Annotated in this window: 26 protein-coding genes and 1 tRNA gene; 8 read left to right on the top strand and 19 right to left on the bottom strand. The window is 47.2% G+C overall.

The genetic code is table 11. The features are described from left to right. The first annotated feature begins 41 nt into the window (after positions 1 to 41). Positions 42 to 434: a hypothetical protein gene (locus KME12_09985; GenBank protein ID MBW4488107.1), complete on the top strand. Its 393-nt coding sequence runs from the start codon at positions 42 to 44 to the stop codon at positions 432 to 434. A gap of 95 nt (positions 435 to 529) precedes the next feature. Beyond that, complete coding sequence (locus KME12_09980; GenBank protein ID MBW4488106.1) at positions 530 to 994, top strand: hypothetical protein; 465 nt, start codon at positions 530 to 532, stop codon at positions 992 to 994. A 21-nt stretch (positions 995 to 1,015) separates the two neighbouring features. Here the strand turns inward: KME12_09980 and KME12_09975 are convergent, their stop codons facing one another. From KME12_09975 to cobM, 3 genes are all read right to left on the bottom strand, one after another. Further along, positions 1,016 to 1,369, bottom strand: a complete 354-nt coding sequence (locus KME12_09975; protein MBW4488105.1) for a hypothetical protein — start codon at positions 1,367 to 1,369, stop codon at positions 1,016 to 1,018. 104 nt (positions 1,370 to 1,473) lie between these two features. Next, positions 1,474 to 1,953, bottom strand: a complete 480-nt coding sequence (locus KME12_09970) for a flavin reductase family protein (GenBank protein ID MBW4488104.1) — start codon at positions 1,951 to 1,953, stop codon at positions 1,474 to 1,476. Positions 1,954 to 2,042: 89 nt separating this feature from the next. Further along, positions 2,043 to 2,858: a precorrin-4 C(11)-methyltransferase gene (cobM, locus tag KME12_09965; protein ID MBW4488103.1), complete on the bottom strand. Its 816-nt coding sequence runs from the start codon at positions 2,856 to 2,858 to the stop codon at positions 2,043 to 2,045. A 53-nt stretch (positions 2,859 to 2,911) separates the two neighbouring features. On the opposite strand from cobM, the gene KME12_09960 reads away from it, so the two are divergent. Beyond that, complete coding sequence (locus tag KME12_09960) at positions 2,912 to 3,088, top strand: hypothetical protein (protein ID MBW4488102.1); 177 nt, start codon at positions 2,912 to 2,914, stop codon at positions 3,086 to 3,088. 65 nt (positions 3,089 to 3,153) lie between these two features. Here KME12_09960 and lgt read toward each other — a convergent pair whose 3' ends face one another. Further along, on the bottom strand, positions 3,154 to 4,074 hold the full coding sequence (gene lgt, locus KME12_09955) for a prolipoprotein diacylglyceryl transferase (GenBank protein ID MBW4488101.1): 921 nt from the start codon (positions 4,072 to 4,074) through the stop codon (positions 3,154 to 3,156). A gap of 378 nt (positions 4,075 to 4,452) precedes the next feature. On the opposite strand from lgt, the gene rlmN reads away from it, so the two are divergent. Continuing rightward, the gene (gene rlmN, locus KME12_09950) at positions 4,453 to 5,493 is read left to right on the top strand and encodes a 23S rRNA (adenine(2503)-C(2))-methyltransferase RlmN (GenBank protein ID MBW4488100.1); all 1,041 of its coding nucleotides are present in this window, start codon (positions 4,453 to 4,455) and stop codon (positions 5,491 to 5,493) included. A gap of 53 nt (positions 5,494 to 5,546) precedes the next feature. On the opposite strand, the gene KME12_09945 is transcribed toward rlmN, so the two are convergent. Continuing rightward, positions 5,547 to 5,735: a replication restart DNA helicase PriA gene (locus tag KME12_09945; GenBank protein ID MBW4488099.1), complete on the bottom strand. Its 189-nt coding sequence runs from the start codon at positions 5,733 to 5,735 to the stop codon at positions 5,547 to 5,549. A gap of 790 nt (positions 5,736 to 6,525) precedes the next feature. Beyond that, entirely contained in the window at positions 6,526 to 8,409 is a 1,884-nt protein-coding gene (gene uvrC, locus KME12_09940) for an excinuclease ABC subunit UvrC (protein MBW4488098.1), read from the bottom strand. Positions 8,410 to 8,790: 381 nt separating this feature from the next. Here uvrC and KME12_09935 point away from each other — a divergent pair, with 381 nt between their 5' ends. Further along, positions 8,791 to 8,970 (top strand): hypothetical protein, encoded by a 180-nt coding sequence (locus tag KME12_09935; GenBank protein ID MBW4488097.1) that lies wholly within the window; start codon positions 8,791 to 8,793, stop codon positions 8,968 to 8,970. A gap of 22 nt (positions 8,971 to 8,992) precedes the next feature. Here KME12_09935 and KME12_09930 read toward each other — a convergent pair whose 3' ends face one another. From KME12_09930 to KME12_09900, 7 genes are all read right to left on the bottom strand, one after another. Further along, on the bottom strand, positions 8,993 to 9,400 hold the full coding sequence (locus KME12_09930) for a response regulator (GenBank protein MBW4488096.1): 408 nt from the start codon (positions 9,398 to 9,400) through the stop codon (positions 8,993 to 8,995). Between the two features lie 357 nt (positions 9,401 to 9,757). Continuing rightward, positions 9,758 to 10,729 (bottom strand): NF038130 family PEP-CTERM protein, encoded by a 972-nt coding sequence (locus KME12_09925; GenBank protein ID MBW4488095.1) that lies wholly within the window; start codon positions 10,727 to 10,729, stop codon positions 9,758 to 9,760. 411 nt (positions 10,730 to 11,140) lie between these two features. Then, complete coding sequence (locus KME12_09920) at positions 11,141 to 13,213, bottom strand: cadherin-like domain-containing protein (protein MBW4488094.1); 2,073 nt, start codon at positions 13,211 to 13,213, stop codon at positions 11,141 to 11,143. 206 nt (positions 13,214 to 13,419) lie between these two features. Further along, entirely contained in the window at positions 13,420 to 14,592 is a 1,173-nt protein-coding gene (locus KME12_09915) for an LL-diaminopimelate aminotransferase (protein MBW4488093.1), read from the bottom strand. A 112-nt stretch (positions 14,593 to 14,704) separates the two neighbouring features. After that, on the bottom strand, positions 14,705 to 15,040 hold the full coding sequence (locus KME12_09910) for a thioredoxin fold domain-containing protein (protein ID MBW4488092.1): 336 nt from the start codon (positions 15,038 to 15,040) through the stop codon (positions 14,705 to 14,707). 288 nt (positions 15,041 to 15,328) lie between these two features. Next, complete coding sequence (locus tag KME12_09905; GenBank protein MBW4488091.1) at positions 15,329 to 16,099, bottom strand: PspA/IM30 family protein; 771 nt, start codon at positions 16,097 to 16,099, stop codon at positions 15,329 to 15,331. A 347-nt stretch (positions 16,100 to 16,446) separates the two neighbouring features. After that, positions 16,447 to 16,833: a nuclear transport factor 2 family protein gene (locus tag KME12_09900; protein ID MBW4488090.1), complete on the bottom strand. Its 387-nt coding sequence runs from the start codon at positions 16,831 to 16,833 to the stop codon at positions 16,447 to 16,449. A 347-nt stretch (positions 16,834 to 17,180) separates the two neighbouring features. Here KME12_09900 and KME12_09895 point away from each other — a divergent pair, with 347 nt between their 5' ends. After that, positions 17,181 to 17,708 carry a hypothetical protein gene (locus tag KME12_09895; GenBank protein ID MBW4488089.1) on the top strand — a complete coding sequence of 176 codons (528 nt, stop codon included), beginning with the start codon at positions 17,181 to 17,183 and terminating at the stop codon, positions 17,706 to 17,708. An 11-nt stretch (positions 17,709 to 17,719) separates the two neighbouring features. Here the strand turns inward: KME12_09895 and KME12_09890 are convergent, their stop codons facing one another. Both KME12_09890 and moaC read right to left on the bottom strand, forming a co-directional pair. After that, positions 17,720 to 18,148: a response regulator gene (locus KME12_09890; GenBank protein ID MBW4488088.1), complete on the bottom strand. Its 429-nt coding sequence runs from the start codon at positions 18,146 to 18,148 to the stop codon at positions 17,720 to 17,722. A gap of 95 nt (positions 18,149 to 18,243) precedes the next feature. Next, positions 18,244 to 18,786, bottom strand: a complete 543-nt coding sequence (gene moaC / locus KME12_09885; protein MBW4488087.1) for a cyclic pyranopterin monophosphate synthase MoaC — start codon at positions 18,784 to 18,786, stop codon at positions 18,244 to 18,246. A gap of 34 nt (positions 18,787 to 18,820) precedes the next feature. On the opposite strand from moaC, the gene KME12_09880 reads away from it, so the two are divergent. Continuing rightward, a tRNA-Arg gene (locus KME12_09880) sits at positions 18,821 to 18,894 on the top strand. Between the two features lie 31 nt (positions 18,895 to 18,925). Here KME12_09880 and KME12_09875 read toward each other — a convergent pair. Both KME12_09875 and KME12_09870 read right to left on the bottom strand, forming a co-directional pair. Continuing rightward, positions 18,926 to 20,245, bottom strand: a complete 1,320-nt coding sequence (locus tag KME12_09875) for an MFS transporter (protein MBW4488086.1) — start codon at positions 20,243 to 20,245, stop codon at positions 18,926 to 18,928. Between the two features lie 179 nt (positions 20,246 to 20,424). Then, positions 20,425 to 20,625, bottom strand: a complete 201-nt coding sequence (locus tag KME12_09870; GenBank protein MBW4488085.1) for a hypothetical protein — start codon at positions 20,623 to 20,625, stop codon at positions 20,425 to 20,427. 155 nt (positions 20,626 to 20,780) lie between these two features. Between KME12_09870 and KME12_09865 the strand changes: the two genes are divergently transcribed. Next, the gene (locus tag KME12_09865) at positions 20,781 to 21,644 is read left to right on the top strand and encodes an alpha/beta hydrolase (protein MBW4488084.1); all 864 of its coding nucleotides are present in this window, start codon (positions 20,781 to 20,783) and stop codon (positions 21,642 to 21,644) included. Positions 21,645 to 21,667: 23 nt separating this feature from the next. On the opposite strand, the gene KME12_09860 is transcribed toward KME12_09865, so the two are convergent. Together KME12_09860 and KME12_09855 are read right to left on the bottom strand one after the other, a co-directional pair. After that, a complete protein-coding gene (locus tag KME12_09860; protein MBW4488083.1) occupies positions 21,668 to 22,144 on the bottom strand; it encodes a hypothetical protein in 477 nt (158 codons plus the stop codon). Positions 22,145 to 22,391: 247 nt separating this feature from the next. Further along, entirely contained in the window at positions 22,392 to 24,041 is a 1,650-nt protein-coding gene (locus KME12_09855; GenBank protein MBW4488082.1) for an iron uptake porin, read from the bottom strand. Positions 24,042 to 24,692: the final 651 nt, after the last annotated feature.

Raw genomic sequence — 24,692 nt, 5'->3', positions numbered from 1 at the left:
GCAGTTGGAAGAGACGACATCAGCAAAAGAATTTCTCAATCATGGTAGAACGTCCCATCAAGAAGTCTGAACGTCAGGTTGCAGACAATCCCAGTAGTGATGCAGCAGGGTTCCAAGGATCGGAAGCCTCCGATTCGGGTACTCGCAACTCTGAAGAACGACCTAGAAGTCGGCCTTCGCGCGACAAAGGTGACAGAAACGATAAAGGCAGCGACAGAGGCAGTGACAGAGGCGGCGACAGAGGCGGCGACAGAGGCAAAAGAAAAGGAAGAGGCAGAGATCAAGAGGACGATCGTGCCAGAACTCCGGTCAATCCTGCTTTGATGCGGGGGCCAAAACCTACTCAGCCTAAGCCGCCTGTGGTGCAACCAGAGCCAGAAGTAGAGGAAAATTCTACCGTTGAGGCAGATTCAGAAGTTGCAACTGAAAGTTAAGACTTGATTGATGGAGTTGAAGCCAGCTAGACCCACTTTCCAGGGTTAGCTGCCACCAGCAAGGCTGAATGTTTGAGAAGCTCAGGAGGGTTTGAATGAGTAAACCGTTAAACGCTGCTCTCTCAGAAGAGATTGCTCAGCGGCTTAGTCACAAAGCCAAAACCTCTTTCGACAATGCTTACGAAGCAGCCTTGCTGATTCCAGGGGTGACTTATGTGCAGGGGTTCCTCGTGCTTCCAGGTATACCCTATAAACCCATGGAGCACTGCTGGCTAGAAGTGGAGGATGCGATCGTTGATCCGGCGCTACCCCACTTAAATCGGGCTCCTGAAGAGATTTGGTACTTTCCCGCTCAGCGATTGAGCGTCAAGAAATTAAAAGCTGCGATCGAAGAAGCCAAAGAAGATTATCCAGAGGACGATCCGCTGCCTGTGTATGGAGCCGCCCCCTATGAGTATTACGGGGATGCGATGTTAGGGGGCAAAGACTATCTAGAGGCGTTTCAGGCAGCAGAGGCGAAGTGTTGGGAACTCAACCAGTCAGAGTTGGATCGCAATTAGCGAAGTAGCGATCGCCTCACCCTAACCAAACGTCGAGCCGTTCCAACCCCACATCGAGCCTCTAGCGTCGGCAAACTCAATGTAGGTGCGATTGGCAGGAATCCCCAAAGCTTGCTCAATTTGCTGAGAAAAATCCTGGCTCATGGCTTTGGTTTGTGTCGGTCCCATCGTACCTACGCTTTTGATCTCCACGTAGCATGTAGGGTCAGACGTACCTCCGAAAGTCATGGCGACCTCTGGCTCAAAAGCCGTCATCACATAAGATTCAGGCTTACCCGTATGTTTTGCTAGCCCAGCCGACAACTGCTTGAGTAAGCTGTCTACTTGAGACTTGTTTGGAGCAGAAATAGAAGTTTGAACCTTGATCAAAGGCATAGTGACAATATGAAAATTTTAAACTTCACTAGCTGATGAGCTGATTGTTTAGGCTAAGCCCAAGACTTAGCCCTCACAACCCCTTATCCTTAGCAATCAAAGCGTTAGCCACCGTATTGCCAGCCTGTGCTCTCTAGCAAGAGAGGCTCGCCTTCACGATGAGTACCTGCTGCAATCACTTCACCCACATAAACTGTGTGATCGCCATGCTCAACCGCACCCACCACTCGGCATTCCACATATCCCAAAGCTTCGGAAATGATTGGGCAACCCGTTTCTCCGAGGTAAAACTCGACATCATCAAACTTGTTACCCACTCGACGCTGCGGTTGAAAAAACTTTTGCGCCAAGTCCTTCTGTCCTGCTTCTAGGAAACTCAGAGCGAAGACACCAGTGCTCTTGATCATGGCGTGAGAGCGGGAGTCTTGTTTCACACAGTTGACGACGAGAGGGGGCTTAAAGGAAGCCTGCATAACCCAACTGGCAGTAAAGCCATTCACCTCTTCCCCTTCTTTGACTCCACAAATGTAGATTCCGTGGGGAATTTTACGCAGGATTGTCTTTTTCGCTTGTTCGTCTAGCAAGGGTCTATACCTGATTGGCACTACATCGCTCAGTGTATTACAGACTCATGGGAGGAAAACCACAGCCCAGTCCTAATCCGACTAGAATCCTACTGGCGGAAGAGATGATCGTGCTCTGGGTGGTACAGCCGCGATCGCGCTTGAGTCGCCGTTAGAGCAGGACTAATCACATAGAGCGTAGTCCGGATCAAATTCTCCTGTTGTGTCACCGATGCCATCTCACTCAGCGGCACCACCCGAATTTTTTCGTCAGGCCAGCCAACCCGAAAACATATCGCCACAGGCGTATCTGCGGCATAATGCTCCATCAACTTCGCCTGAGACGCTTCCACATGACGAGCGCTGAGGTAGAGACAAAGACTAGCCTTGTGTGCCGCCAAACCCGCTAACTCTTCCGCCTCTGGCACTTCAGTCCGACCGCTAATCCGAGTCAAGATAATCGTCTGTACCAATCCTGGCACCGTCAACTCAACTTGTAGCTTCGCCGCCGCTGCCTGAAACGCACTAATCCCAGGAATCACCTCAAACGGTACTTCTGCCTCCGCCAAAGCCTGCATCTGCTCATGCACCGCCCCATACAAACTGGGGTCACCCGAATGCAACCGCACCACCGACTTTTGCGATCGCACCCGCTCCACCATCAGCGGCAAAATCTCTTCCAGCGTCTTATTAGCCGTGCGAATTAGTTCTGCATCAGACCGTACCCCTTGCAAAATTTGCCGAGGTACCAAAGAATCCGCAAACAAAATCACATCTGCCTGAGCCAGTAGCTTCTGGGCTTTGATCGTGAGCAAATCTGGATCACCCGGACCAGCCCCAACAATATAGACAGCAGGCGCTAGACCAGAGCTACCCTGTGTTTCAGGAAGTTGACTGACAACAGAATTAGTATCAAGCGTAGTCATAAATTTCGATTGAGTCTTTAGTGCAGAGGAGTTAGCGTGGAGCCTCCCCATACATGAAGTTACTTCTGGAGGGGGTCTGGGGGACGCAGCCGTCCCTCAGCGGGGGGTTGGGGGCAAGCGCCCCCAAAGGCTCGGTTCTAGAGCATAACCGTAAAGACTTGATAAAGCGATCGCCCCAGAACTCAATCTATCCGGATCAGCAATACCACCGTGGGATTAAGGAATGGTAGATGCACCCTGATTTAGCCCTGGAAGCCATTTAGCTTCTGGGGTTTTTCTTGTTTGAATCCCAAATTCAAGGAAGATGATCCGATTCCTGGCGCAACTTACGATCGCTTTCCTGAACAGCCACCACATCAGGTAACGGACGATGCAATCGGTAGAGCCAAAATAAACCAATCAGCCCGATACTGATTTCCACCAAACTAATAATTTGAGCAATCCGCAGCGGGCCAATCATTAAGCTGTCTGTTCGCAGTCCCTCAATCCAGAAACGCCCCAAGCTGTAACTGACTAAATAAACCAAAAACAGCGTCCCCACCTTCAAAGCAGGTTTCCCTCGCAGCCCCCGGAAAAACAAGGTGATGAGAATTCCAAACACCATCAAATTCCACAGAGACTCATAGAGAAAAGTGGGATGAAAGTACGCCACATTCTCGTACCCTATAGGCCGCTGTTGAGGGGGAATAAACAGCTTCCACGGTAGATTAGTCGGTCGTCCAAACGCCTCTGAATTAAAGAAATTGCCCCACCGCCCGATCGCCTGTCCCAAAATCAAAGATGGTGCGACTAAATCTGCCAGTTGCCAAAACGAAACTCGTTTGATTCTGGCGAAAATTAAGCTAGCAACTAATCCACCCAAAATAGCGCCATGAATCGCAATGCCCCCTTTCCAAATGGCAATAATATCTTCCGGTCGTTGAGCATATTCCTGCCACTGAAACAGCACGTAATAAAGCCGAGCCGAGGGGATTGCAGCCACGACTAACCAAATAATCAGGTCGCCAATCAAATCTGGATCGACCTGGCGACGCTTGGCTAAGGCTTGGGACAAACTAACCCCAATCAGTACCGCAGAGGCAATTAAGAGGCCATACCAACGAATAGTGAGAGGTCCCAACTCAACTAATATGGGGCCTGGAGATTTGAACTCAAAGGCCATAAGCCCATAGCCGCTACTCCAGAGATGGGACAAAATTGGCAGATCCAAGGGCATGAGAATTTAGGATTCAGCTACAAACTTGATTTTATCTGCCTGAGTGCAGAATCCAAGTTGGGCTGCGATTCTCTAGTCCAAAATTTTGACTGCAAGAAGCATGAATTAAAAGCGCTGCTCAAGGCTATACAGGCCAATTGAGCTAGAATGAGAATCCTTGGGCCAACTGATTTAACGACATCGAAACGGGCCGATCGTAGCTGCGTGAGTCAGGGCTGAGAAACCAAAGTTCTACAATCAAAAGTTTGTCAAAATAGCAACTGCAATTATTGACAACACTAGTCGCTCCTGAAATTGAGAAAACGCATGGATAGAATTTACTCCGATCAACCTGTGGCACAGGCTATCACTGCTAGTCAATCAGGAACTGCGACTCCGATGCCAGCTGCGGTAGCTTCGTCTCCCCTCCTAGGTGCTTCGTTAGCAGAGCTAACAGAATGGGTGAAACAGCACCAACAGCCTGCTTATCGAGGGCAACAGTTACACCAGTGGATTTACCAAAAAGGGGTGCGATCGCTGGACGAAATTTCAGTCTTCTCCAAGCAATGGCGTTCCACGGTCGCTGATGTGCCCATAGGACGCTCAACGTTGCATTACCGAGCGGCTGCACCAGATGGTACCGTGAAATTTCTACTACGGCTGGCTGATGGTCAAATTATTGAAACCGTAGGCATTCCCACCGAAAAGCGTCTGACTGTTTGTGTGTCTTCTCAGGTCGGCTGTCCGATGGGTTGCGACTTCTGCGCTACAGGTAAAGGCGGCTTCCTCCGCAATCTGGAGCAGCACGAAATTGTCGATCAGGTTTTGACAGTTCAAGCAGACTTTCAACAGCGAGTTAGCAATATTGTCTTTATGGGCATGGGTGAGCCTTTGCTCAATGTAGACAATGTTTTGGGTGCGCTGCGATCGCTAAACGAGGATGTTGGCATTGGTAAACGTGCCATGACCATCTCGACCGTAGGGATTCCGGGTCGCATTCGGCGTTTAGCCGCTCACCAATTACAGACTACTTTAGCCGTGAGCCTGCATGCCTCTAACCAAGTAGTCAGGGAGCAACTGATTCCGAGCGCCAGACAGTATCCTTTGCAAGACTTGCTGGCTGAGTGCCGTGAGTATGTGCAGCTCACCGGGCGACGGGTTACGTTTGAATACATCTTGTTGGGTGGGTTAAATGACTGCCCAGAACATGCGGTGGAACTGGCGGAACATCTACGAGGTTTTCAGAGCCACGTTAACTTAATTCCTTATAACCCGATTAGTGAAGTAGATTATCAACGCCCTAGTCCACAGCGGATTCAGGCTTTTCTCAATGGCTTGAAACAGCATCATATTGCTGCGAGTGTGCGGCAATCGCGGGGTTTAGAAGCCGATGCTGCTTGTGGTCAATTGCGGGCAAAAAAAGTAGGAGCGATCGCTTAAAATCACTCCTACCGTAGTGCTGCGATTGTAGTGCGGCAATCGCGAGTGCAAATCTAATGACGGGCGTAGATGCCAGGGGCATAGGCTTCGATTACTTTGCCTGTGATTGTGCAGGTAATCATTAAATAATCACAAGTTTGGCATTGAGTTCGAGTCAAATGATCATCTGAAAGATGATAACGTTCGGCATGACTACCGCAATTAGGGCAACGAACAACTTGTAGGGTTTCTAGAACACGCATTTTAAACTCTCGCAGCTAGCTCAACAATTTAGGAGGAATGAAGAAGGTTCACAAACTGAGTTCGTGACTCTAACATTTTCGAAACAAAATGTATCGAAGCTTACTAAATTAATCAGGAATTAAAAGCGAAGAAGTCATCATCTCCTGACTCTTCTATTATGTTGGGATTTATGCGGATCAGCAATCAAGCTTTAGTTATATTTTAGATTTGAGATTTTGGGGATCGCCTACAGAGAGAGCGATCCCCAAAATGCTGCTATTAGCTGAAAGCGTTATTGATCTGAACCTACGCAATACGAATTTCTTTGATAATGACAGAATTTACTAAGTGAGTTTGAGAATTTCTTATGAGATTTTACTTATATTTATGAACTTTCTTAATGGCTTTCCTATGTATTAGATAATATTTTACCAAGGAAAAACACAGACTATTGTTACTAAAACTACAAAAACCTTCCAACTAGATTCCACCAAATTTCATTGGAAACTAATGGGATGCAGTTGGGGCATGGTTTTCCTAGAAAAAATAACTGCAAGAAACTGTAGAAGTAAACATAGGTTCTATAAGTCATCACAAATGTTTGACCTCTAAATCGCAAAACTTAGGGGCAGATTTAAAGGAGTGTATGAGCTTTAGGTTTATCTCAACCCCAAAGCGATCGCGTCAAATAAAGCTACTACTAATCATTAAAACTAAATTAAAAAAACGCATCTTTCCTAAGTAGGATTTAGGAAACCACAATTAAATGTGATTAACTTGGAGGCTGTTTACCTGGTTTGTAATAGACCACTAGAATTGGGGATGAAAGTAGTCATAGATTTTCTGAGCTAGCTGGGGGCCGATGCCAGGAACACGGGTAAGTTGCTCTGGCGTAGCTTCCCGGATGTAATCGACCGATCGAAAAGTAGCTAACAGTTCTTTTTGGCGATGGTGTCCCAACCCAGGAATATCCTCTAAGCAAGAGCGGCGCATGCGATCGCTACGTTGCTGACGATGAAAACTAACCGCAAACCGATGGGCCTCATCCCGAAGGCGACGTAGCAGTTGGACTCCTGGTTGCTCCGCTTCGGTAGTTAAAGGCAGAGATTCCCCTGGCAGAAAAATCTCTTCTCGTTTTTTTGCTAGACTCACCACGCGCAACTCCTCCAGCAAATTCAGCTCCCGCAGCACACTAACCACAGCCGAGAGTTGACCTTTGCCCCCATCGATCATCACTAGGTCAGGCCAGTCTGGATTGCCTACTCGTGGCAACTGCGGGTCAGCAGCATATTTACGAAACCGCCGACGAATCACTTCTGCCATGCTGGCAAAGTCATCCGAGTGCCCCGTGGTCACGGTAGGGTTTTTGATTTTGTAGTGCCGATAGTGTTGTTTGGCAGGTAAGCCATCCACAAATACGACCTGGGAAGCTACAGCGTCAGAACCTTGGATGTGAGAAATGTCATAGCCTTCGATCCGTCGGGGCATATCGGGGAGATCTAGCACTTCAGCGAGATCTAACATGGCTTGGGCATTGCGATCCGCAAAGCGTTGAGTTCGAGCTAACTCATACTCCGCGTTGCGCTCCACCATTTCAACCAGCTCGGCTTTGGTTTGACGTTGCGGCGCTACAATCGTGACCTTACGCCCTTTGCGATCGCTCAAGAACTCAGCCAACATGTCGCTTTCCGGCAGTTCGTGCTGCACCAAAATTTCTGCGGGGATCTCAACTGCATCTACCGTTTGGTAATGTTCTTCCAACACTCGTTCTAGAATCGCCCCTGGTTCTCCAGATTGAGCATCCGCGACAAAGCCTAATCGTCCTACTAAACGACCCGCCCGGATTTGAAATAGTTGAATGCAGGCGTGCTGCTCATCGGCGGCCAGCGCGATCGCATCACGAGAAATGGTGTCATCGGGGAGCGCTACTTTCTGGTCAGCCCCTAAAGACTTCAAGCCATTAATCTGGTCTCGGAGGCGAGCAGCTTGCTCGAAGTTCAAAGCTTCAGCTGCTTGATCCATTTGCGCCGTTAAGGTGTCAACTAGCTCCCCAGTGCGGCCTTGAAAGACCATCGCAACTTTCTGCACAGTTTTGCGATAGTCTTCGCCCGAAATCATTTGCTGGCAAACACCTGGGCAACGACCAATATCAAAATTGAGGCAAGGACGATCCTTAAACAGGGGTTGGGGTCGCTGCCGTAAGGGAAAGATCCGCTTCACGATATGCAAGGTGCTGCGGAGCAAATGAGTATCGACGTAGGGACCGTAAAACCGATCCTTCTCATTACCAAGTCGCCGCTTGCGAGTGATAAAGATGCGGGGATAGTCTTCTGACCAGGTAATGCAAAGGTAAGGATATTTTTTGTCATCTTTGAGCAGCACATTGAAATGTGGTTGGTGCTGCTTAATTAAGTTTGCTTCTAGCGCTAAGGCTTCAGCTTCTGTGTCTGTGACAATAAACTCGATTTCCGCAACCTGCCTCACCATCAACGCGATGCGAGGACTAAGCGACTGTAAATCCCGAAAATAAGAGCGCACCCGCGATCGCAGCTTTTTTGACTTGCCAATATAGAGAATGCGATCGCTCACATCCCGCATGTAGTAGACTCCAGGCTCCGCTGGAATCTCCTTTAAACGGATTTCGAGACGCTCAGGCTCTTTCAGCAGTGGCAGGACTTGAGAAGATAGGGTCACAGGCCGAATTAGAAAAATAAACGAACTGGGAACTATAGAGACATTCAAATCAGTAGGGACATCGCCCTCAAGAACTCTCGTAGTTGATTAGCGTTTCAATTCACCACTTCAAGACATGCACTCTCCAAGGTGAAGCTAATCTACATAGAGCTATTAACGCAGCTTGAGAGACCAGAGCTGCAAACCTGTGCAGATAGCGTCCTAGAACCTTGAGCCTTAAACTTCAATTCCTAAAGTTTCCGCCTCCGAGAAATATGGTTCCATATCTTTATTTTAGACCAGCTAGAAATCTTAAGCGAATCTGCTGATTCACTCTCCCCTCCGTAATCGCTATGATTGTGATTGTATTTATTGAAACCCTGTTACTTAAGTAGTAAGAATATGGAAATTGAAGAGTTTGAGTCACAAACTCGTAATGCAATTGATAAAATTCTAAATCAATTGCAAACGGCAACCCTGCTAATTGCAGAGTTGGAATCTCAAATTTCTGAAGCAGGAGCCTCAGTCCAAACTTTGAGTCACTTAGTTGAAACTTTTGTCATAGAACAAAGATCTAAGTAAATCCAGATTTAGCAGCAAAAGCTCATAGGGCCGAGTAGTGCAATTCCTCGGAAATCGCTTGTTTGAGTTGGTTAAGGTTGACAGGTTTGACTAAGTAGCGACGAGCCCCTAAACCTAAAGCTCGCCTTTGGTCAGCTTGAAAGGCAAATGCTGAAACGACAATCACAGGTACTCGGAATTCTTCTGGGCGCTGTTGCAGTTCTTCTAAAAGGGTATAGCCGTCAATATCTGGCAGCTTCAAGTCTAAGAGCACAATATGCGGTTGAAATTGAGCGATTGCCGTGAAAAAGCCAGCCCCTTCTGCCAAGCTGAGTACGTTGTAACCGCAGTAATGGAGATAGTCACTCAGTAACTGCCGATTAGACTCATTGTCCTCAATCAGCAAAATTTTGGGATTGCTTCGTCCTGAGTTTTCTGCACCACTGCTCATCTCGATTCTTCCTTCTCAATCAGGCGGACCTTGATATTGAAGCTGATTTTTAGTTGAAGGTTATCCAAGGATCTTAGTCAAATTAGTTACATCTTATTGTGCAGTTTATAGCATCTGCCCTCACTGATTAAAGCAAAGCTTTGTTAGAGGCAGTGTTTCACCGCTACTTCACAAGGTTTAACTTAGACTAAAGTATTTACTGAAATCGAAGCTTATTCGCGATAAAAGTTATTTAGAGAATTAAGCGGGTACTAATGGACAATTTCGCAAGCTAACCCTGTGAAATTAAGTGACTGCCCCACAAAATTAAAAAAGGGAGCGATCGCTCCCCCACTTTGATGCTAATTCAACTCATAGTTAGGCTGAGGTTCGGTGGCTTGATTTACGTCTAGCCATCAACATACCCCCAAGACCCAATAAACCAAGTGCTACCGAAGGCTCAGGAACTGACTCAGGAGTTGGCTTTGGTGGGAGTTCGCCTTGGAGCGTAACTTCATAGTTACCTGTATGGGAGTTAGTACCGTCTTGGGAAACTAGACCAGACTTGGTAGCACTATAGCTATACAAATACTTGCTATCTTGTCCGTTGTAGTTAACTTTGACTAGCTCACTGGCCTGAATCGTACCTGACAACCCTAATAGTGGGCCAGCATCGAAATGCCCTGCTAGACCAATTTGGATTAGTCCAGTTTGATCGTTTTGGTTAACGTAAGAAATGTTGGGGTCACTAAATCTTTGCAACCCTCCTGCTAGGAGAAAGGTACTAAATTTGGTTACATCGGGTGTGATTCCGTACTGGCTTAAAGTGGTGTTGAACCAGCTTGTCGCCAAGTTAGATGGATTGTAGAGTGAGGCGATCGCTGCGGATTTTTGGCCAGTAGGTGCCGCAGAACCTAGGACTGTGCGGAGGTTGGTAACACTACTGGCCCCCAGCCAATCTACGGCAGTTAAGCTACTGAGGCTAATATTTTTACCGTTGAGTTGGCCATCTAGAGTCTTGACTGCGCTGTAACCCAAGAAATTGTTAAAAGCGCCGAACCGTTGAACTAGAGTGGCTGCGGTGCTGGGGTAGAGAGAACTCGATTCACTATTAGAAAATAGCTCCACGTTGCCACTAGGAGCGCTGCTATTGCCATCTAGAGCGGCTTGTACGTTGTTAGCTGGGTCTACTACTGTCTGCCCATTGACGACTGTATAAGTGAGAAAAGATGCGTTGCCCCCTACTGTGGCATTGACGAGAGATGCGGCAGATGCAGGGGTACTCGCGATCGCACTGACAGTTGCGAACACGGAGGCTCCAACGAGTAGGCGTTTAATGCTCTTTACCATGTTGTGTGTCTCCACAAAAGATTTCTAGATAGTGTTCGAGCCCTGGAGCACCCAATTACAGGGCAGGTAGATCTGTGCGATCCAGAGCCAATAAAACCGATAAACTCAAAGGCAACCACTATTTCGTAGTTTTACTTGAGTATTTTTTGTTACTGAATCAACGCCTAGTCTAGAGAATCTGAGTACTCAAATAGGTAAAGTTCGCTGAGATTTTGTCCAAGCTTGGATAAAGAATTGCTTGTGGTTTTGGTAGTTTTTAATTTCTAACCCAGTAGGAATACAGAGGACCAGTAGCTTTCCTGAAGTCCATTGTTAGATTGATACCTTTGAATTTTTTCGGTCTGGACAACCAGGAGGGTGTAAACATCAAACTGCTTAGAATTTTTGACCTATTTAACCTATTGGTAGTACTTAGTAAGTAATCACGAACTGGTTAGAGGTGAGGGTTGGTTTGTTAGTTAAAGTTGCGATCGCCACGGCTGAGCCAGCACCCGTGCCATCTGCATCAAAGCTGAGAACTCCAGTACTGGTGTTGTAGACGAAGTTAGCGCTGGTACCCAATAAAGTAGAAGTAGGCGAAACAAGATTGATGAACACGCCTGTTGTGGCAGTGGTAGTGCTGAGAGGAATCCCTGCTCGCAAACCACCCCCAAATCCTGCTTCCGAGATATGGAACGTGTCGTCAGACGCAAAGTCGGTGATTGTGTCTCCGCCGTGGTTCGGTACTTTGTAGAGGAAAATATCGGCTCCCCCTCCGCCTGTAAGGCGATCGCTGCCTGCTTGACCTGCAATCACGTTAACCGTTGCATTTCCCGCAATTACATCGTTGTTGGCTGTGCCTGTATAAATGGGTAAGTAGGCATAGCGGCTAAACAGACCTGTTTGTTCGCTCGTGGTGTAAAACTCTGTATTACTCTCGCCAAAGGCGATCGCTTCTCCTTGGGTTTCGTTGGGCAAAGGGATTTCTATATTTGGTTGTCGCCCAAATAAGCTACTCCATGACTCGCCAGGAGTGCGCTGCCATAGAAAAGCGGTGTTGTATGTGCGTAGGATGAAGGTGGTGCGATCGCTGCTCAGAGCTGCACCTGTGACCAGGCGATCGCTTAAGGTTGTTCGTTGAGAAACGTCGAAGGTGCCTACTAAAGTGAGAGTTGAGTTAGTGGGATCTAAACTGCGACTGAAAATTTTGCTTTGCCCAGTGGTTGGGAATAAATCCTTGGTGATAATTAACAGCTCTTGTCTGTCTGAGTCAAAAATCATGGCCTCGCTATCAAACGAGCCGCTGGGATAGGCGATCGCCAAGGTTGCCGCCAAACTAACCGATTGGGCGCTAGAACTCGGTTCATTTACTACATAGATTCTCTGATTGGTGCGTGAACCTACACTTAAGTTTTGGTTGTTGCCGAAGTCGCCAATAAATAGATACCTACCTCCATTTGGAGCAGGTCCAGCGGTGATCTCCTCCCAGTCAACGTTAGTGGCTCCGGTAATATTGACTTGACCGATAGCTTTGCCTCTGTTGTCTACTGCATAGATAGCCGCCGTACCGCCCGAATCATTGTGGGTCCACCAAAAATCTCCCGCTCCTCGAACTAAACCCGAAGATTCGCCTAGGGTAGGAAATTTCCCGGTCGTATAACTGTAGTAGCCGTTAGTCGGTGTAATTGAAGATGGAGGATTAACAGTAATGGCAACTGTGCCTGTAGCCTTGCCACCGTAGCCATCTTCAACCGTGTAAGTGAAGGTATCTACTCCATTAAAATTGGCACTCGGCGTATAAGTTAGCGTGCCATCACTGTTCTTAATAACGGTGCCATTTGCGGCTGAGCTAAACCCAGTCAGAGACAATAGATCTTGATTTTTATCACTATCGTTTCTTAGCACATTGATAGTGGTAGCAGTGTTGGCAGTAGTCACAACAGCATCACTATTGGCAAGAGGAGCCGTATTGATACTGTCACGCCCTTCTAATCGGCCATAGTGGGAGAAGTGGTCAAATCCACTGATAAAAGCTCCGGTTGCAACTGCTCCAGCAACATCTGAGTTATGAGCTAAATAAAAACTTTCATTGAACAGAGAACTAGGATTACGCTTTTCAAACCGCCCATAGCGTAGAAAATGCTCGAATCCGCTACTGAAAGTGCCTTGAGTGACGGCTGCTGCAACATCCGTATAAGTTGCTAAATAGAAATTGTTGTCGAACAGAGAACCAGGATTGCGCTGCTCAAACTGACCAAAGTGTAAGAAGTGGTCCAAACCGCTGCTAAAGATTCCTTGAACTACTGCCGCAGCAACATCAGGATATTTTTGTAAATAAGATTGGTTGTCGAATAGAGGGCTAGGATTGCGTTGCTCCCGCTGTCCGAACTGCCTGAAATGGTCTAAGCCACTGGCAAACAATCCCTGAGCAACAGCGGCTGCGACATCTGTATAAGTTGCTAAGTAGAAGCTTTCGTTGAATAAGGTACTGATATCAATGCTCATAAACGTTAGCAAAGTCTTAAAAATACAAAAATTTCCTGTTCGTAACGACAGTGTAAGTATTACGTACGGAAAAAGGCATAAAGCTAGTATAGATTTTTACAGAGTATTGTAAGGGAAGTATAAAAGCTGGGCGATCGCTTGAGACGGTTAACCCAGCTTTCAGCAAATCAACGTAACCGGTTTTACAGGGCTAAAAGCGTGAAGCTTCAGGAAGCCTTGAGGAATTGAGCGATTCGCTCAACAGCGGTTTCTAAAATGCCTGGTTGATGAACTAAAGCAAAGCGGACGTAACCTTCACCCGATTTGCCAAAGCCAGCACCGGGAGAGGCGGCAACTCCGGTTGCCTCAACCATTTGAGTGCAAAACTCCATCGAATTTTGGCTCCAACGCTCAGGTAATTTGGCCCATACATACATCGTGGCGGTAGGCATGGGTACTTGCCAACCAATGCGATTGAGGGCCGTCACAAAAGCGTCGCGTCGCTGCCGAAAGGTTTCTAAAGTGACTTGAATACTTTCCTGAGGGCCTGTGAGAGCGGCGATCGCCCCATTCAAGATGCCTCGGTATTGGTTGAAGTCCACAGCAGCTTTCACCTGACGCAAAGCTCGAATCAGTTCGGCATTACCGATCGCATATCCAATCCGAAATCCACCCATGTTGTAGGACTTGGAAAGGGTAAAAAATTCGATAGATACGCTCTTGTTTGGGTCAGCTTGTAGTACAGAGGGTAAAGCTGTGCCATCAAACACTAAATCAGCGTAAGGAAAGTCATGTACTAAAACCAGGTTGTGCTGCTGGCAGAAGGCGACTGCTTCTTGAAAAAAGGATAGAGGCGCGATCGCAGCAGTGGGGTTGTGAGGATAGCTCAACACCATCATGCGGGACTGAGCCAAAACTGGAGCGGGAATATCTGCAAAAATAGGTAAGAAATTATTTTCAGCTAGCAGAGGCATGGGATAAATTTGCCCACTAGCTAAATAAACTCCTCCTGCATGAGAGGGATAACCCGGATCTAATAGGAGCGCAAAATCTCCGGGATCGAGCACTGCTAAAGGTAAATGAGCTGTGCCTTCTTGAGAGCCAACTAGAGGTAAAACTTCGGTTTCTGGGTTAACTGCCACACCAAACTTTTGTTGATACCAGGTAGCTGCGGCTTGGCGGAAAGCTTGAGTGCCATGAAACAGCAAATAACCGTGGGTACTGGTATCTGAGAGGGATTGAGCGATCGCCTCGACTACATGCTCAGCCGCAGGTAAATCAGAGGAGCCAAGCGACAAGTCAATCAAGTCTCGGCCTGCTGCTCTGGCTCTAGCTTTCGCCTGATCCATATCAGCAAACACATTCGATTGAAGGGGTGACAGACGCTTGGCAAATTGCATAATAACTTCGCTCTCAGCGATTGAAATCAATTCTGTTTGGCTAGCCATCTCAGGGATGACGGCTAGGAACCATAAGCTAGCTGCTGAGAGCTACTGATAACCCTACTTTGGCCTATTTGGGCAAGTGAGTTTCGAGCAAGTCAATCAGCTTTTGTTTCCCAATGGCTCCTTCAATTGAAGCCACGACTTCCCCATCTCTGAGAAGGATTAACGCGGGTACTCCCTGAACTTGATACTTCGCAACGGTTTCAGGATTGGGATCTATCTCCATTTTGACAACTTTGAGGCGATCGCTGTAATTAGTCGCTGCCCAATCCATCAAAGGAGCTGTGAGTCGGCAAGGGCCACACCAGGGAGCCCAAAAGTAAATGACCACAAGTTTGCTGGTTGGCTCAAGAGCGGTTGCTGCAAACTCAGCGTCTGAAATAGTAATTACACTGCCAGTCATGACGTTTTGGTTCTAATAATTACTTAATACTTTAAAACGAGGCCGACTGGTTGAGAATCAACTCGTAAATTCTTGGGAGCAAGTTAGAGTCTTTTTAGATCTCCTCTGGATTCTTCCCTTAAGCAGTAAGAGACTGCAACTCTGGCTCCCCTGTCTTATTTGTTCTTATTTGTTTGAAGTTTCACATTGTGTAGCCCCCTCAGTCCCCCAAATTTGGAGGAAGTAAGATTCCAAGCTCCCCCCAAAGTTGGGGGGTAGGGGGGCATGCAAGGAGTTTAGCAACACTATTTACAGAGTGTCTAACTGCTGTTTCAGCTTTTCCAATTCATCATCAACGGCTGGGTCTTGTGGTGTGGCTGTTGACTGACTAGATCCAGGCAGTGTGCCTATTGGAGCCTGGGAGCCAGCTATGGTTGCTTTCATCGCGGCAAGTTCATCCTCAACATCTCCGCCAGACTCTAACCGAGCAAACTGGCTTTCTAAGTCAGCCCCTGCTAACTCAGCGCTTGCCTGAGAGCGAGCCTCCATTTGCAGCACTTTTTCTTCCATGCGCTCAAAGGCACCCATTGCACTACCAGTGCTAAAATTGCCGACCACATTTTGCAGTTGCTCGTTAGCTTTGGCTGCGGCAGCACGGGCCTTCAGCATGTCTTTCTTGGTCTTTGCTTCCGAAATCTTGCTCTCTAAGCCAATCAAACTACGCTTCAAGGTATCAACTTGACCACTTTGTTGATCAAGCTGAGTTTTGAGAGTCGTAGCAGTTTCAGCGAAAGTTTTGCGACGCATCAGCGCTTCACGGGCTAAATTCTCATCACCCTTTTGTAGTGCTAATTGAGCGCGTTGTTGCCAGTTGTTGGATTCAGTTTGAGCCTGATTGTATTGTTGCTGACTGCGCTTTTGGCTGGCGATCGCACTGGCAACGGCTTGACGCAACTGCACTAAGTCTTCTTGCATGTCCAGAATCGACTGCTCCAGAATCTTTTCTGGATCTTCCGCCTTGCTGACCATGTCGTTGACGTTGGATCTGACTACTCGGCTAATGCGGTCGAATAATCCCATGACTCTATCTTTCCTTTTAGGGTGTGTGAGGTGAGCAACGCAGGCTGCTTACCTAAGCCTGCCTGGATTTCAAAGTTTTAGGGGGAATTAAATTGAGGCTATGTCAATAGTCTTAACATATACTAGCTAAATCCTTCCTCAAGCCAGAGCTAGAACGCTTCCTAGGGTTGGTGTGAATGATGAGAACTACACTGGCTAAAGGGTTGACTTCTGAAAGCAAAATATTTCTGCTTCCACTTTTGGAGCGATCGCACGCTTGGACTGGTTAAGTAAGTAACAGCCCCATTTTGGCACAAAGTCTAGCAGCTCGGAAAAGCCACAAGCGGTTCTCAAACATTAGTTACAAGCTAGCGAGCTAGAGGGCTGCCGTGGTGATGCACCAGATACCATTCCTGAGCCATGCACTCAAAGATGTTAGTTGCCATTGATTGAGCCTGAACTCTTTGGTTGCCAACTACTTGAAATAACTTTTCGAGCACCACGACATACGCGATCGCGCCGTTAACCTCGCTCCTAATCACCTCTACCTCAATTTCGAGATAGCTAGTGTTTTTGAAGATTTTCTCCCAAGAGCTGCCAATGGCCTCCCAACCTCGTAGAGCTAGTCGCCCTGGATGAATGCAGAGGCTCCCTGTGCCTTTAGACCACACTGCCTGCATTGCTGCCATATCTTTTCGTTCAAAAGCTCGGTAAAAAGCTTGATTGGCTGCCAATACTGCCCGATTGTCAGTCATACAATGCGACACCCTTGTAATTCCATATTCCTCTGCTCTGTATTACCTATTTCTGTGTTGTCCAGTTCTGCCTTAATGTCATGACTCCATTACTTAAGAGCTACTTTAACTGCTTGTTAGCTTCCATGAGCCTAGCCAGCAAGACGATTTCAAAGCGCTAGCGATCGCTGTAAGCAGCTTGTACAAACACTAGTAGCGAGTCTGATGCAAAGAGAGTGCCTGTCTAGGGACGCAAAAATCCACAAAGATCAAGAATTTAGTTAAATTGCAACGCAAACCGAAAACCTAACTAGAAACTAAGATTAGAATCAGGCAAAGCCATCTATTTCTTAACCCAGCTTAGTCTTGTGACTGTTAAACGATTTCTCCACCAAGCGACCCTAGCTCGTCGTTCTCATTTAACTGTTTTCATCCTTTCCGACGAAGCAGCTGCTTTTCAAGCTTATCGACATTTGCAATCTCACGGAATTTCTCCAGAGCATTTGGCGATCGTTGGTAAAGGGTATAGCAGTCCCGAACGCGTAGGACTTTTGAAGCCAATGCAGATCGCCACTCGTAAAGCCCAGGCTCTGGCAATTTTTGCTGGAACTCTCGGCTCTGCGATCGGATTTATCGGCACGCTATTCATCCATTTAGGTTTAGAGCTTTCCATCAACCTTAATCTACTACTCATAACCGTAGCGAGCGGTATCGTGAGTGGTTTTTGTGGTGCTGTGGTAGGAGCCTTACTCGGCTTACTGGGAGAAGGCAGCACATCTGGAATTTACCGCCACTACTTGAAGCAAGGGCGATATCTTTTGATGATGGAAGGATCTGAAAAATTGGTACGTCGGGGGCAGGAAATATTAAGCTACTACTCCACTTCCAAATCCTAATCAATCAAAGTTTAGGCTATTGAAGTAACTTCAGTATTCAAGCTGGATGAGTAATAGGAATTTTGAGTCCTCAGTAACTGTTTGACCGTTGTCAAAATAAATTCTAAACCAGCATCCTTAGCAATAAAAAAATCTGCCTCTGGGCAAAGTTGTCGGCCTAATTCCAAACTGTTTTTGCTGATGAATGCAGTGGCAAGAACCAAAATGGGTGGGTGGCTTAATCCCTGTTTAATTCGTTGAATAATTTCGCAGCCATCGATGTTTTCTTGATATTGGGTCGGTGGAATTGAGAAATCCACAATCACCAGATCGTATTGAGAAACTTTAGGAATTAGCTCACTAATAGAGTGAAAAGCGGAAACTTCAAAACTACCTCTAAGGAATCGTTGAACTGAAAAACACCAGTGCTCATCGTCATCTAGTATGGCAATTTTGTTCATTTAAACGGTCTAGTCTAATGAGTTTGTAAAAGAGTTTTCCTTAGCATCGGGTTCAAGACTACGTAATGTCAACCATCTGTAGCTTTTGTTTAAAGTTAGATCTGCGTCTCACTACCTACAACTTCGGCTTGGTAATCTCCTGATTTACCTCCCGTTTTACTCAATAAACGAATTGATTCAATTTGGATCGATTTTTCCAAAGCTTTAGCCATGTCGTAGAGGGTCAAGGCTGTGACGGAGACAGCGGTTAAGGCTTCCATTTCTACCCCCGTTTCAGCTTTGGTTTTCACTTCTGCCCGAATTTGATAACCGGGTAGCTGAGGGTCAGGCGTAAGCCAAACTTCGACTTTATGTAGTGGTAGAGGATGGCAGAGCGGAATCAATTGGGCCGTTTGCTTAGCGGCCATAATCCCGGCCAGTCGGGCTGTGCTCACTACATCCCCCTTAGGCGCATTACCCTCTTGGATTGCTGCCAGCGTGTCTGGACGCATGCGGACTTGGCCTACCGCGATCGCTTGGCGAACTGTGGTCTTTTTAGTGGAAACATCTACCATCTGAGCCTGTCCTGCTGAGTCCAAATGGCTCAATGGCTGGCTAGCGGCTGAATTTGGGCTTTCAGGAAAAAATTGTTGTGTCATTTGAGTGACTTGTGTTACTATAAATTCTTGTCGGGGGCTTGTAGCTCAGTGGACTAGAGCACGTGGCTACGGACCACGGTGTCGGGGGTTCGAATCCCTCCTAGCCCGTCAAAAAAGGGTAGGCTTAGTTGCCTGCCCTTTAATTTTTTTGGTGCGTTTGCTCAACTGCATAAAGATCGTGACCTCGACCTGAAGCGAATTTGAATGAGTAGGCCAGGTTTTTGCTAGATTGAGTGGCGAAAACGAGTAAACCTGCAAACGCGAGAATAGCACAAAAGCCGAATAAGCTCCGGTACCCGACTTGTTCGGCTACAGAACCGAAAATGGGGCCAGCGATTGCAATCCCGACATCAAAGCCGCTCACACAGAGCGCTAAAACTTTAGCTCGCTCTTGTGGATAAGATCGATCTGCCATCAGCGCCACCATCATCGGAATGAGTGTGCCTGCACCAGCACCCTCTATAAAACCCGCAACTAAGAAAACCTGAGCGCTATTTGCAGTCCATAGCAACAGCATGGACAGTGAGTAAAAGACAAGGCTCATACTGATGAATAGTCCGCGTCCATAGCGATCGGAAGCTCGACCTGTCACGAGACGAATCCCAAAGCTGGCGATCGCAGCGGCTGTATAAAAAAATCCAGCATTTAGATCAACTTTAGCCTCAGCAATATACAGCGGCACAAAAGTACTTAGCGTCCCAAATGCTAGACCAATCAGCAGCATCACTAAAGCTGGGATGCGAATTCGGGGGCTGAGTAATAAACGCCAAAACTGATTGGATGAATGACTGGAGATAGAATGTCCATCAACGAGGGGGCGATTGGGTTCGCGGACTTGCACTGCGCTGAGTAGCCCAATCAAACCCAATAGAGCCGATAAGAGAAATAAAGGGATATACCCTACCGCTGCTTGGATCAACCCACCTATAGCAGGTCCGATCGCTACACCGATTGGGTTAACCAAGCTCATATAGCCCACCAACTCACCACGGTTTTTCCCTGGCGAAAGATCGACGCTTAAAGCGCTATAGGCAGTCCCAAAAGCCGCAATGCTGACGCCATGAAAGGCTCGAACTGCAATCAGCAATGGGATGGAAGAGACGAACAAATAGCCGAGGGGAGCGATCGCAACAACCGTCATGCCAATCAACAACACAATCTTGCGACTGCGGTTATCGGCTAAATTTCCGAGCCAAGCGCGAGACAACAGCAAGCCAATGGCAAAGGCTCCCATCACAATGCCAATTTGTTGGCTAGTACCACCGATCTCTTGCACGTAGAGTGGCAGTGTTGGCAGCAAAGAAGCCAAACTACACCAAAATAGGAGTCCGGTGGCAAACAAAACTAATAAGTTGCGGCGAGGCTCAGGTGCTAAATCTGTAAAAGCTTTCAAAATATAGTTCCTTCTACCAATCCGTAGTTGCCCACGCTGGGAATAGAGCAATAGTCCCTTTCCCATGATGTAGAAATTTGTTACATTTTGTCATCTAGACTACAGATTGATTTATAGAAATTTGCCCCTGAGCGATCGCCTTGCAAGAAGCTAAACAGAGGCCAAATAGAGGCTAAACAAAAGAAAAATCAGAGCGTTATGCCCTGATTAATACAAATGTATGGAGTTTTTAGATAAAGACAAAATTATGCGGCTTGGCGAGAAATGATCTTTTCAATAGTAGCCTGGGTCTGTTGGAGCAACTGTTCTCGGCTATCGGATGCCTGGATCAGTGGCGGGATCAAGTTGCGAGCCTGTAACGTCATGTGAAGCTGGAGATGAGCTACATACTCGCTAAAGTCTTCGCGAGAGGAATAATTGATTGACTGATGTAAATGCGACTCCAAAGCGTTCTCCTTCCCTAACTCTGCGCCATCAATCGACATCAAAAAAGTTATCATGCCGTTAAGCTGATCTTTGAACTCTGCAATGAAGTGTAACGCTTTTCACAGTTATTTATTGAGTTGTATTGATCGAGTTGGAAACATTGACTAACCCATACATCCTGACCGTAACCCTACCGCTTGGGCAACTTGATGTCAGTTCTCAGCCAGCGGCCTACTTGGAAGTGGGCAGTGGTCCGACGCTGCTGCTGTTACATGGGTTTCTAGGTACAGGAGCTTGTTGGTTGCCTCTGATGGAGAAGTTGCGATCGCGCTATCGCTGCATCAGTTTAGATCTACTGGGTTTTGGAGAATCGGGTAAGCCTGCCATTCGCTACGACATTGCGACAGAGATCGCTTTTGTCCGACAGGTGGTGGAAGCGCTGAGCTTAGGTTCCTGTTACATCATGGGGCATTCGTTCGGCGGCTGGGTGGCAGCGGCTTACGCCTTGCAGTATCCCGATGCAGTGAACGGTCTGGTTCTGGCAGCAGCAGCTGGAATTCGAGACGATAGCTTCTGTGGTCGCTACGATCATTTGCGTCCGCTGTTATGGCCTGTGCCAGTGGTTGACTGGGGCCTACGTTTAGTTAAACCGCTGGCAGGGTTAGTGGGTCAGCAAGCGGCGATCGCGCAACTCAGCTGGTTTCGTCAGGAGCTGAAAGCTCAACCTGCGGCTCGTTCCTTTCTCTTAGATAGACTGCGACCCGAAGATGCGATTGATACAGTGGAGCAACAGATTCATCAGTTGCAAGTGCCCACGTTAGTCATTACAGGCGATCGCGACGAAACCATCCCGTTGTGGCATAGCCAAACCTATGCGACAGAAATTCCAAAAGCCCAGCTGTCGATTATTCCAGAGGCTGACCACGCTTTGCCCCAAAAATACTTCAATGAAATGGCAGAGTTAGTATTGCAGTTTTTTGCTAACCCAACTGATGCCATTTCTTCGAGTCCCTCCACGTGTTCTGGTTTGAGTGACTGACATAAAGTGATGCGATCGCTAATCTATTGCGCTTCGCAATAACCATTGAGGTCACTGACGAACCTACTTTCTTCCTGAGCTGTCTTTAACGCTATTTGAGTCGCAGACTGAGCCTTGGCTTGAATCTCCTTAGCTTGTGCCGCTCCAGCCCCTGTGGGTTGGGTCTGACGCAGACTGGCGACCGCATTGGCAATCTCTCGAGAAGATTGGGCCAAAGTTTGGTAAATTCTGGCAAAGTTAGTTTGAAATTCTTGCAACTTTGCATCCTGAACCTGTACCCCCTTGATCTCTTTGCTGAGTCCATCGAGATTGGTAGCTAGCTGATTCATCGCAGCAGGGTCATTGCCATTTATGCCCGAACTCGCGAGAGATTGTCCTTTATTAATAACGTCAATTAACTTGTTGCACTGGACAACTTTACTTTCCCCACAACTAGTCGCCAAGAGGGCCATTGCAGTAGTGCCTAAAACCATAACTGCAAACCTAAAAAAACGGCGCATTCACACTCTCCTCACAAGTCTAGTCTGCCAAACCTAGCAATCAATAATCAGGCAATTGAAAGCTGCCTGAGATGATGCACCGTAGTCTTAAGACAACCCTAGATCTCTGTCAGTGTCAAGTTACACCGTCACGAAGCGATCGCAAATAGCTAGCAAAAATAAGGGCACAACAACTGCGCCCCTAATCCAACTAAAGAATCTCTGCCAAGTCGCTTCACTAGTTTCCTAGCAACACCTGTTAAACCCTTTAAAAGGCAAAGGTTGTCCGAATCGTACCGATAACAATGTCATCGTTGGCACTATTATGATCAGGCGCAGTTAGCCAGATGATGCCTGGAGTGATGGAAATATTGTCATTAACTTGATACTGGTAAAAGGCTTCTAGATGAAGTGAAATATCTCGATCTTCCCCAAATGAGCCTGTAATTCCAGCGGGTAAGTTAGCAGCTAGAGCTAGAGCCACCGGGGTCGTTCTGATATCTGCATTAACCACTTTAGGCTCCATCCCAACAATAATCCCTGCTAAATTGCCTTCCTTCCCTAAGTCGGGGAAAGCAAGGGTAACAGCCCAGTTAACGGTTTCAAAATCGCCCCGTTCAAATAGTCCACCGACAGAACTGAGCGTGCGATTGAAAGTGTATCCTGCCCAACCACCCAGAACAAATTTCTGACTCAGTTGCCAAGAAAGTTCAACGCCAAAGGAGTTGCTAATAATGGGAATAGTGGTCGTTAAACCTTCTAAATTGTCGTTAGTGCCAAGAGATGATTCGTCAAACAGACCGCTGAGGAAAGCTTGAGGGTTAGCGAGGTTACTGCCAGTTCCAGTTTCCCGATTGTAAGCATGAACGAAAGTCAAGCCTATATTTAGGCGATCGCTAGGTTTGAATAGAAGCTGCGCCAACGTGCCATAGGCACCATCAAATAAACCACTCTTTTCGCTTGGTTCTGCGGCATCACTTGCCAAGTAACCCAAACTTAATTCCAAAGCATCGCCAAACTCATGTCTAATGCCTAAGCCTGCTCCTTCAACTAAGTAGTAAATGGGGTGGCGTGTTCCAAAGGCAGACAACGCTCCCGTCGCACCATCACCATCCAAAAAGTTCACGGTACTTGCAAAGTCATCAGCCGCTCCAGAGTTAGCAGCCAGCACAACTTCAGTGTTCTCTCCTAGGGGGAAGCTATACAACAAGGCATCAAGACCAACATCGTTGTCAGATTCTCCTGCAAATGCTAAATCTCCCTCTGGCGTTAATGTTTTACTCGATAAAGCCTCCAGACCCTCAGCTTGCAGTCGAGTTCTAAGTAAATCGCGTCCTGTAAAGCTTGTTTCTAGATTTAACCGCGTGCGGTGGCCCAGCGCTGTGCTTCTATCCACTTCCTGCCCCAACGCATTATCACCCGCAGCAATCCCTGCGACGGCAAAAACTGCTTCTCCCTCCAGCTTAGTGGTCGTCGAAAATTGGTTAGCTTCCAGCTCAGCAGTTCGAGCCTCTAAAGCATCCACTCGACCTCTTAAAGTAGCCAGTTCCGCAGAGAATTCTTCTTGAAGTCGCTGCAACGTCGCCAAGTCTTCTTTGCTAACTAGGTCAGCGGTACCTGCTGCAATCAATTCGTTGACTCGATCTAAGCAAGCATTCATCCCTGCGGCAAACTCATAGCGCGTTAAAGCTCGATTGCCCCGATAGGTTCCATCAGGATAGCCAGCAATACAGCCATAGCGCTCCACTAAGGATTGCAGTGCCTGAAAAGCCCAATCAGTAGGTTGAACATCAGACAACTGAGAGACAGAGGTTACTTGCTCAAGAGAACTTTCTTCAACCAATTCAGCTACATCCGTTGATGGTTGGACGAGTTGAGTAACTGAATGAGTAACTGAAATATCTCCACTAGTCTGCATACTTGCCAGAACTTCGCTCGCGATCGCAGAAGCCTCAACCGCCGTCACAACCCCGAAAACCAACGGAGAGATTAGTAAAGAACGACAGAAAGAAATTGCAGTCATTAGTATTATGCTCCTCACACCTGATTGTGATTCGTTAGCTCACACCTTTAGCAGTCCAGTAAGTTGCTGCCAACGACTCCTAATTAGCTAAAATGAACCTTTTTCTACGCAGGCACAATCCCCCACCTCGGCATAACACGATAGGGTCCAGCTTCACGCAGCCTTCGATTCACTGACATGATTTGGATATGTCAGTGAGAATGATAATCAAAATTATGACTTAAATCTCTATCGAGAAGCAAACTATGCCAGCAATGGGTTCATGGGGTCTAGCTCACCATGAACCCATGAACTCTCAAAGCACTCTACTTGTTTTCTGGGCGAGATTAAGATACCTGAAAAGCTACAATTCCTCTCCCCCGCAAGCTTTCCTGGTTTTTAGGGAGGAAATTTGATTTTGGGGGTTGACAAGTTGTTCTAGTTCTCGTTATATTGGCTAAGCGGTCGAGGGAAACGGGACGCGAAAGCGCACCGAATCAGTCGGCCCCCGCACCTAGAAAAAAGAATAGTTTGAAAGCCAAGATAGCACCCAATCCTCGTCAAAGT

This window comes from Trichocoleus desertorum ATA4-8-CV12 (assembly GCA_019358975.1).
In the GTDB taxonomy this organism is placed as follows: Bacteria; Cyanobacteriota; Cyanobacteriia; order FACHB-46; family FACHB-46; genus Trichocoleus; species Trichocoleus desertorum_A.
The sequence above is the reverse complement of the archived record's forward strand: the minus strand, read 5'-3'. Positions and strand labels throughout refer to the sequence as shown.

Bases quoted from the DNA above. Each gene is read 5' to 3' on its own strand.
- KME12_09945 (MBW4488099.1), bottom strand. From the start codon at position 5,735: ATGCGTGTTCTAGAAACCCTACAAGTTGTTCGTTGCCCTAATTGCGGT.
- KME12_09960 (MBW4488102.1), top strand. From the start codon at position 2,912: ATGAAGTTACTTCTGGAGGGGGTCTGGGGGACGCAGCCGTCCCTCAGC.
- cobM (MBW4488103.1), bottom strand. From the start codon at position 2,858: ATGACTACGCTTGATACTAATTCTGTTGTCAGTCAACTTCCTGAAACA.
- KME12_09910 (MBW4488092.1), bottom strand. From the start codon at position 15,040: ATGACTGGCAGTGTAATTACTATTTCAGACGCTGAGTTTGCAGCAACC.
- KME12_09890 (MBW4488088.1), bottom strand. From the start codon at position 18,148: ATGAACAAAATTGCCATACTAGATGACGATGAGCACTGGTGTTTTTCA.
- KME12_09905 (MBW4488091.1), bottom strand. From the start codon at position 16,099: ATGGGATTATTCGACCGCATTAGCCGAGTAGTCAGATCCAACGTCAAC.
- KME12_09915 (MBW4488093.1), bottom strand. From the start codon at position 14,592: ATGCAATTTGCCAAGCGTCTGTCACCCCTTCAATCGAATGTGTTTGCT.
- KME12_09985 (MBW4488107.1), top strand. From the start codon at position 42: ATGGTAGAACGTCCCATCAAGAAGTCTGAACGTCAGGTTGCAGACAAT.
- KME12_09920 (MBW4488094.1), bottom strand. From the start codon at position 13,213: ATGAGCATTGATATCAGTACCTTATTCAACGAAAGCTTCTACTTAGCA.
- KME12_09930 (MBW4488096.1), bottom strand. From the start codon at position 9,400: ATGAGCAGTGGTGCAGAAAACTCAGGACGAAGCAATCCCAAAATTTTG.
- KME12_09855 (MBW4488082.1), bottom strand. From the start codon at position 24,041: ATGCAGACTAGTGGAGATATTTCAGTTACTCATTCAGTTACTCAACTC.
- KME12_09935 (MBW4488097.1), top strand. From the start codon at position 8,791: ATGGAAATTGAAGAGTTTGAGTCACAAACTCGTAATGCAATTGATAAA.
- moaC (MBW4488087.1), bottom strand. From the start codon at position 18,786: ATGACACAACAATTTTTTCCTGAAAGCCCAAATTCAGCCGCTAGCCAG.
- lgt (MBW4488101.1), bottom strand. From the start codon at position 4,074: ATGCCCTTGGATCTGCCAATTTTGTCCCATCTCTGGAGTAGCGGCTAT.
- KME12_09860 (MBW4488083.1), bottom strand. From the start codon at position 22,144: ATGCGCCGTTTTTTTAGGTTTGCAGTTATGGTTTTAGGCACTACTGCA.
- rlmN (MBW4488100.1), top strand. From the start codon at position 4,453: ATGCCAGCTGCGGTAGCTTCGTCTCCCCTCCTAGGTGCTTCGTTAGCA.
- KME12_09980 (MBW4488106.1), top strand. From the start codon at position 530: ATGAGTAAACCGTTAAACGCTGCTCTCTCAGAAGAGATTGCTCAGCGG.
- KME12_09925 (MBW4488095.1), bottom strand. From the start codon at position 10,729: ATGGTAAAGAGCATTAAACGCCTACTCGTTGGAGCCTCCGTGTTCGCA.
- KME12_09900 (MBW4488090.1), bottom strand. From the start codon at position 16,833: ATGACTGACAATCGGGCAGTATTGGCAGCCAATCAAGCTTTTTACCGA.
- KME12_09975 (MBW4488105.1), bottom strand. From the start codon at position 1,369: ATGCCTTTGATCAAGGTTCAAACTTCTATTTCTGCTCCAAACAAGTCT.
- KME12_09875 (MBW4488086.1), bottom strand. From the start codon at position 20,245: ATGGGAAAGGGACTATTGCTCTATTCCCAGCGTGGGCAACTACGGATT.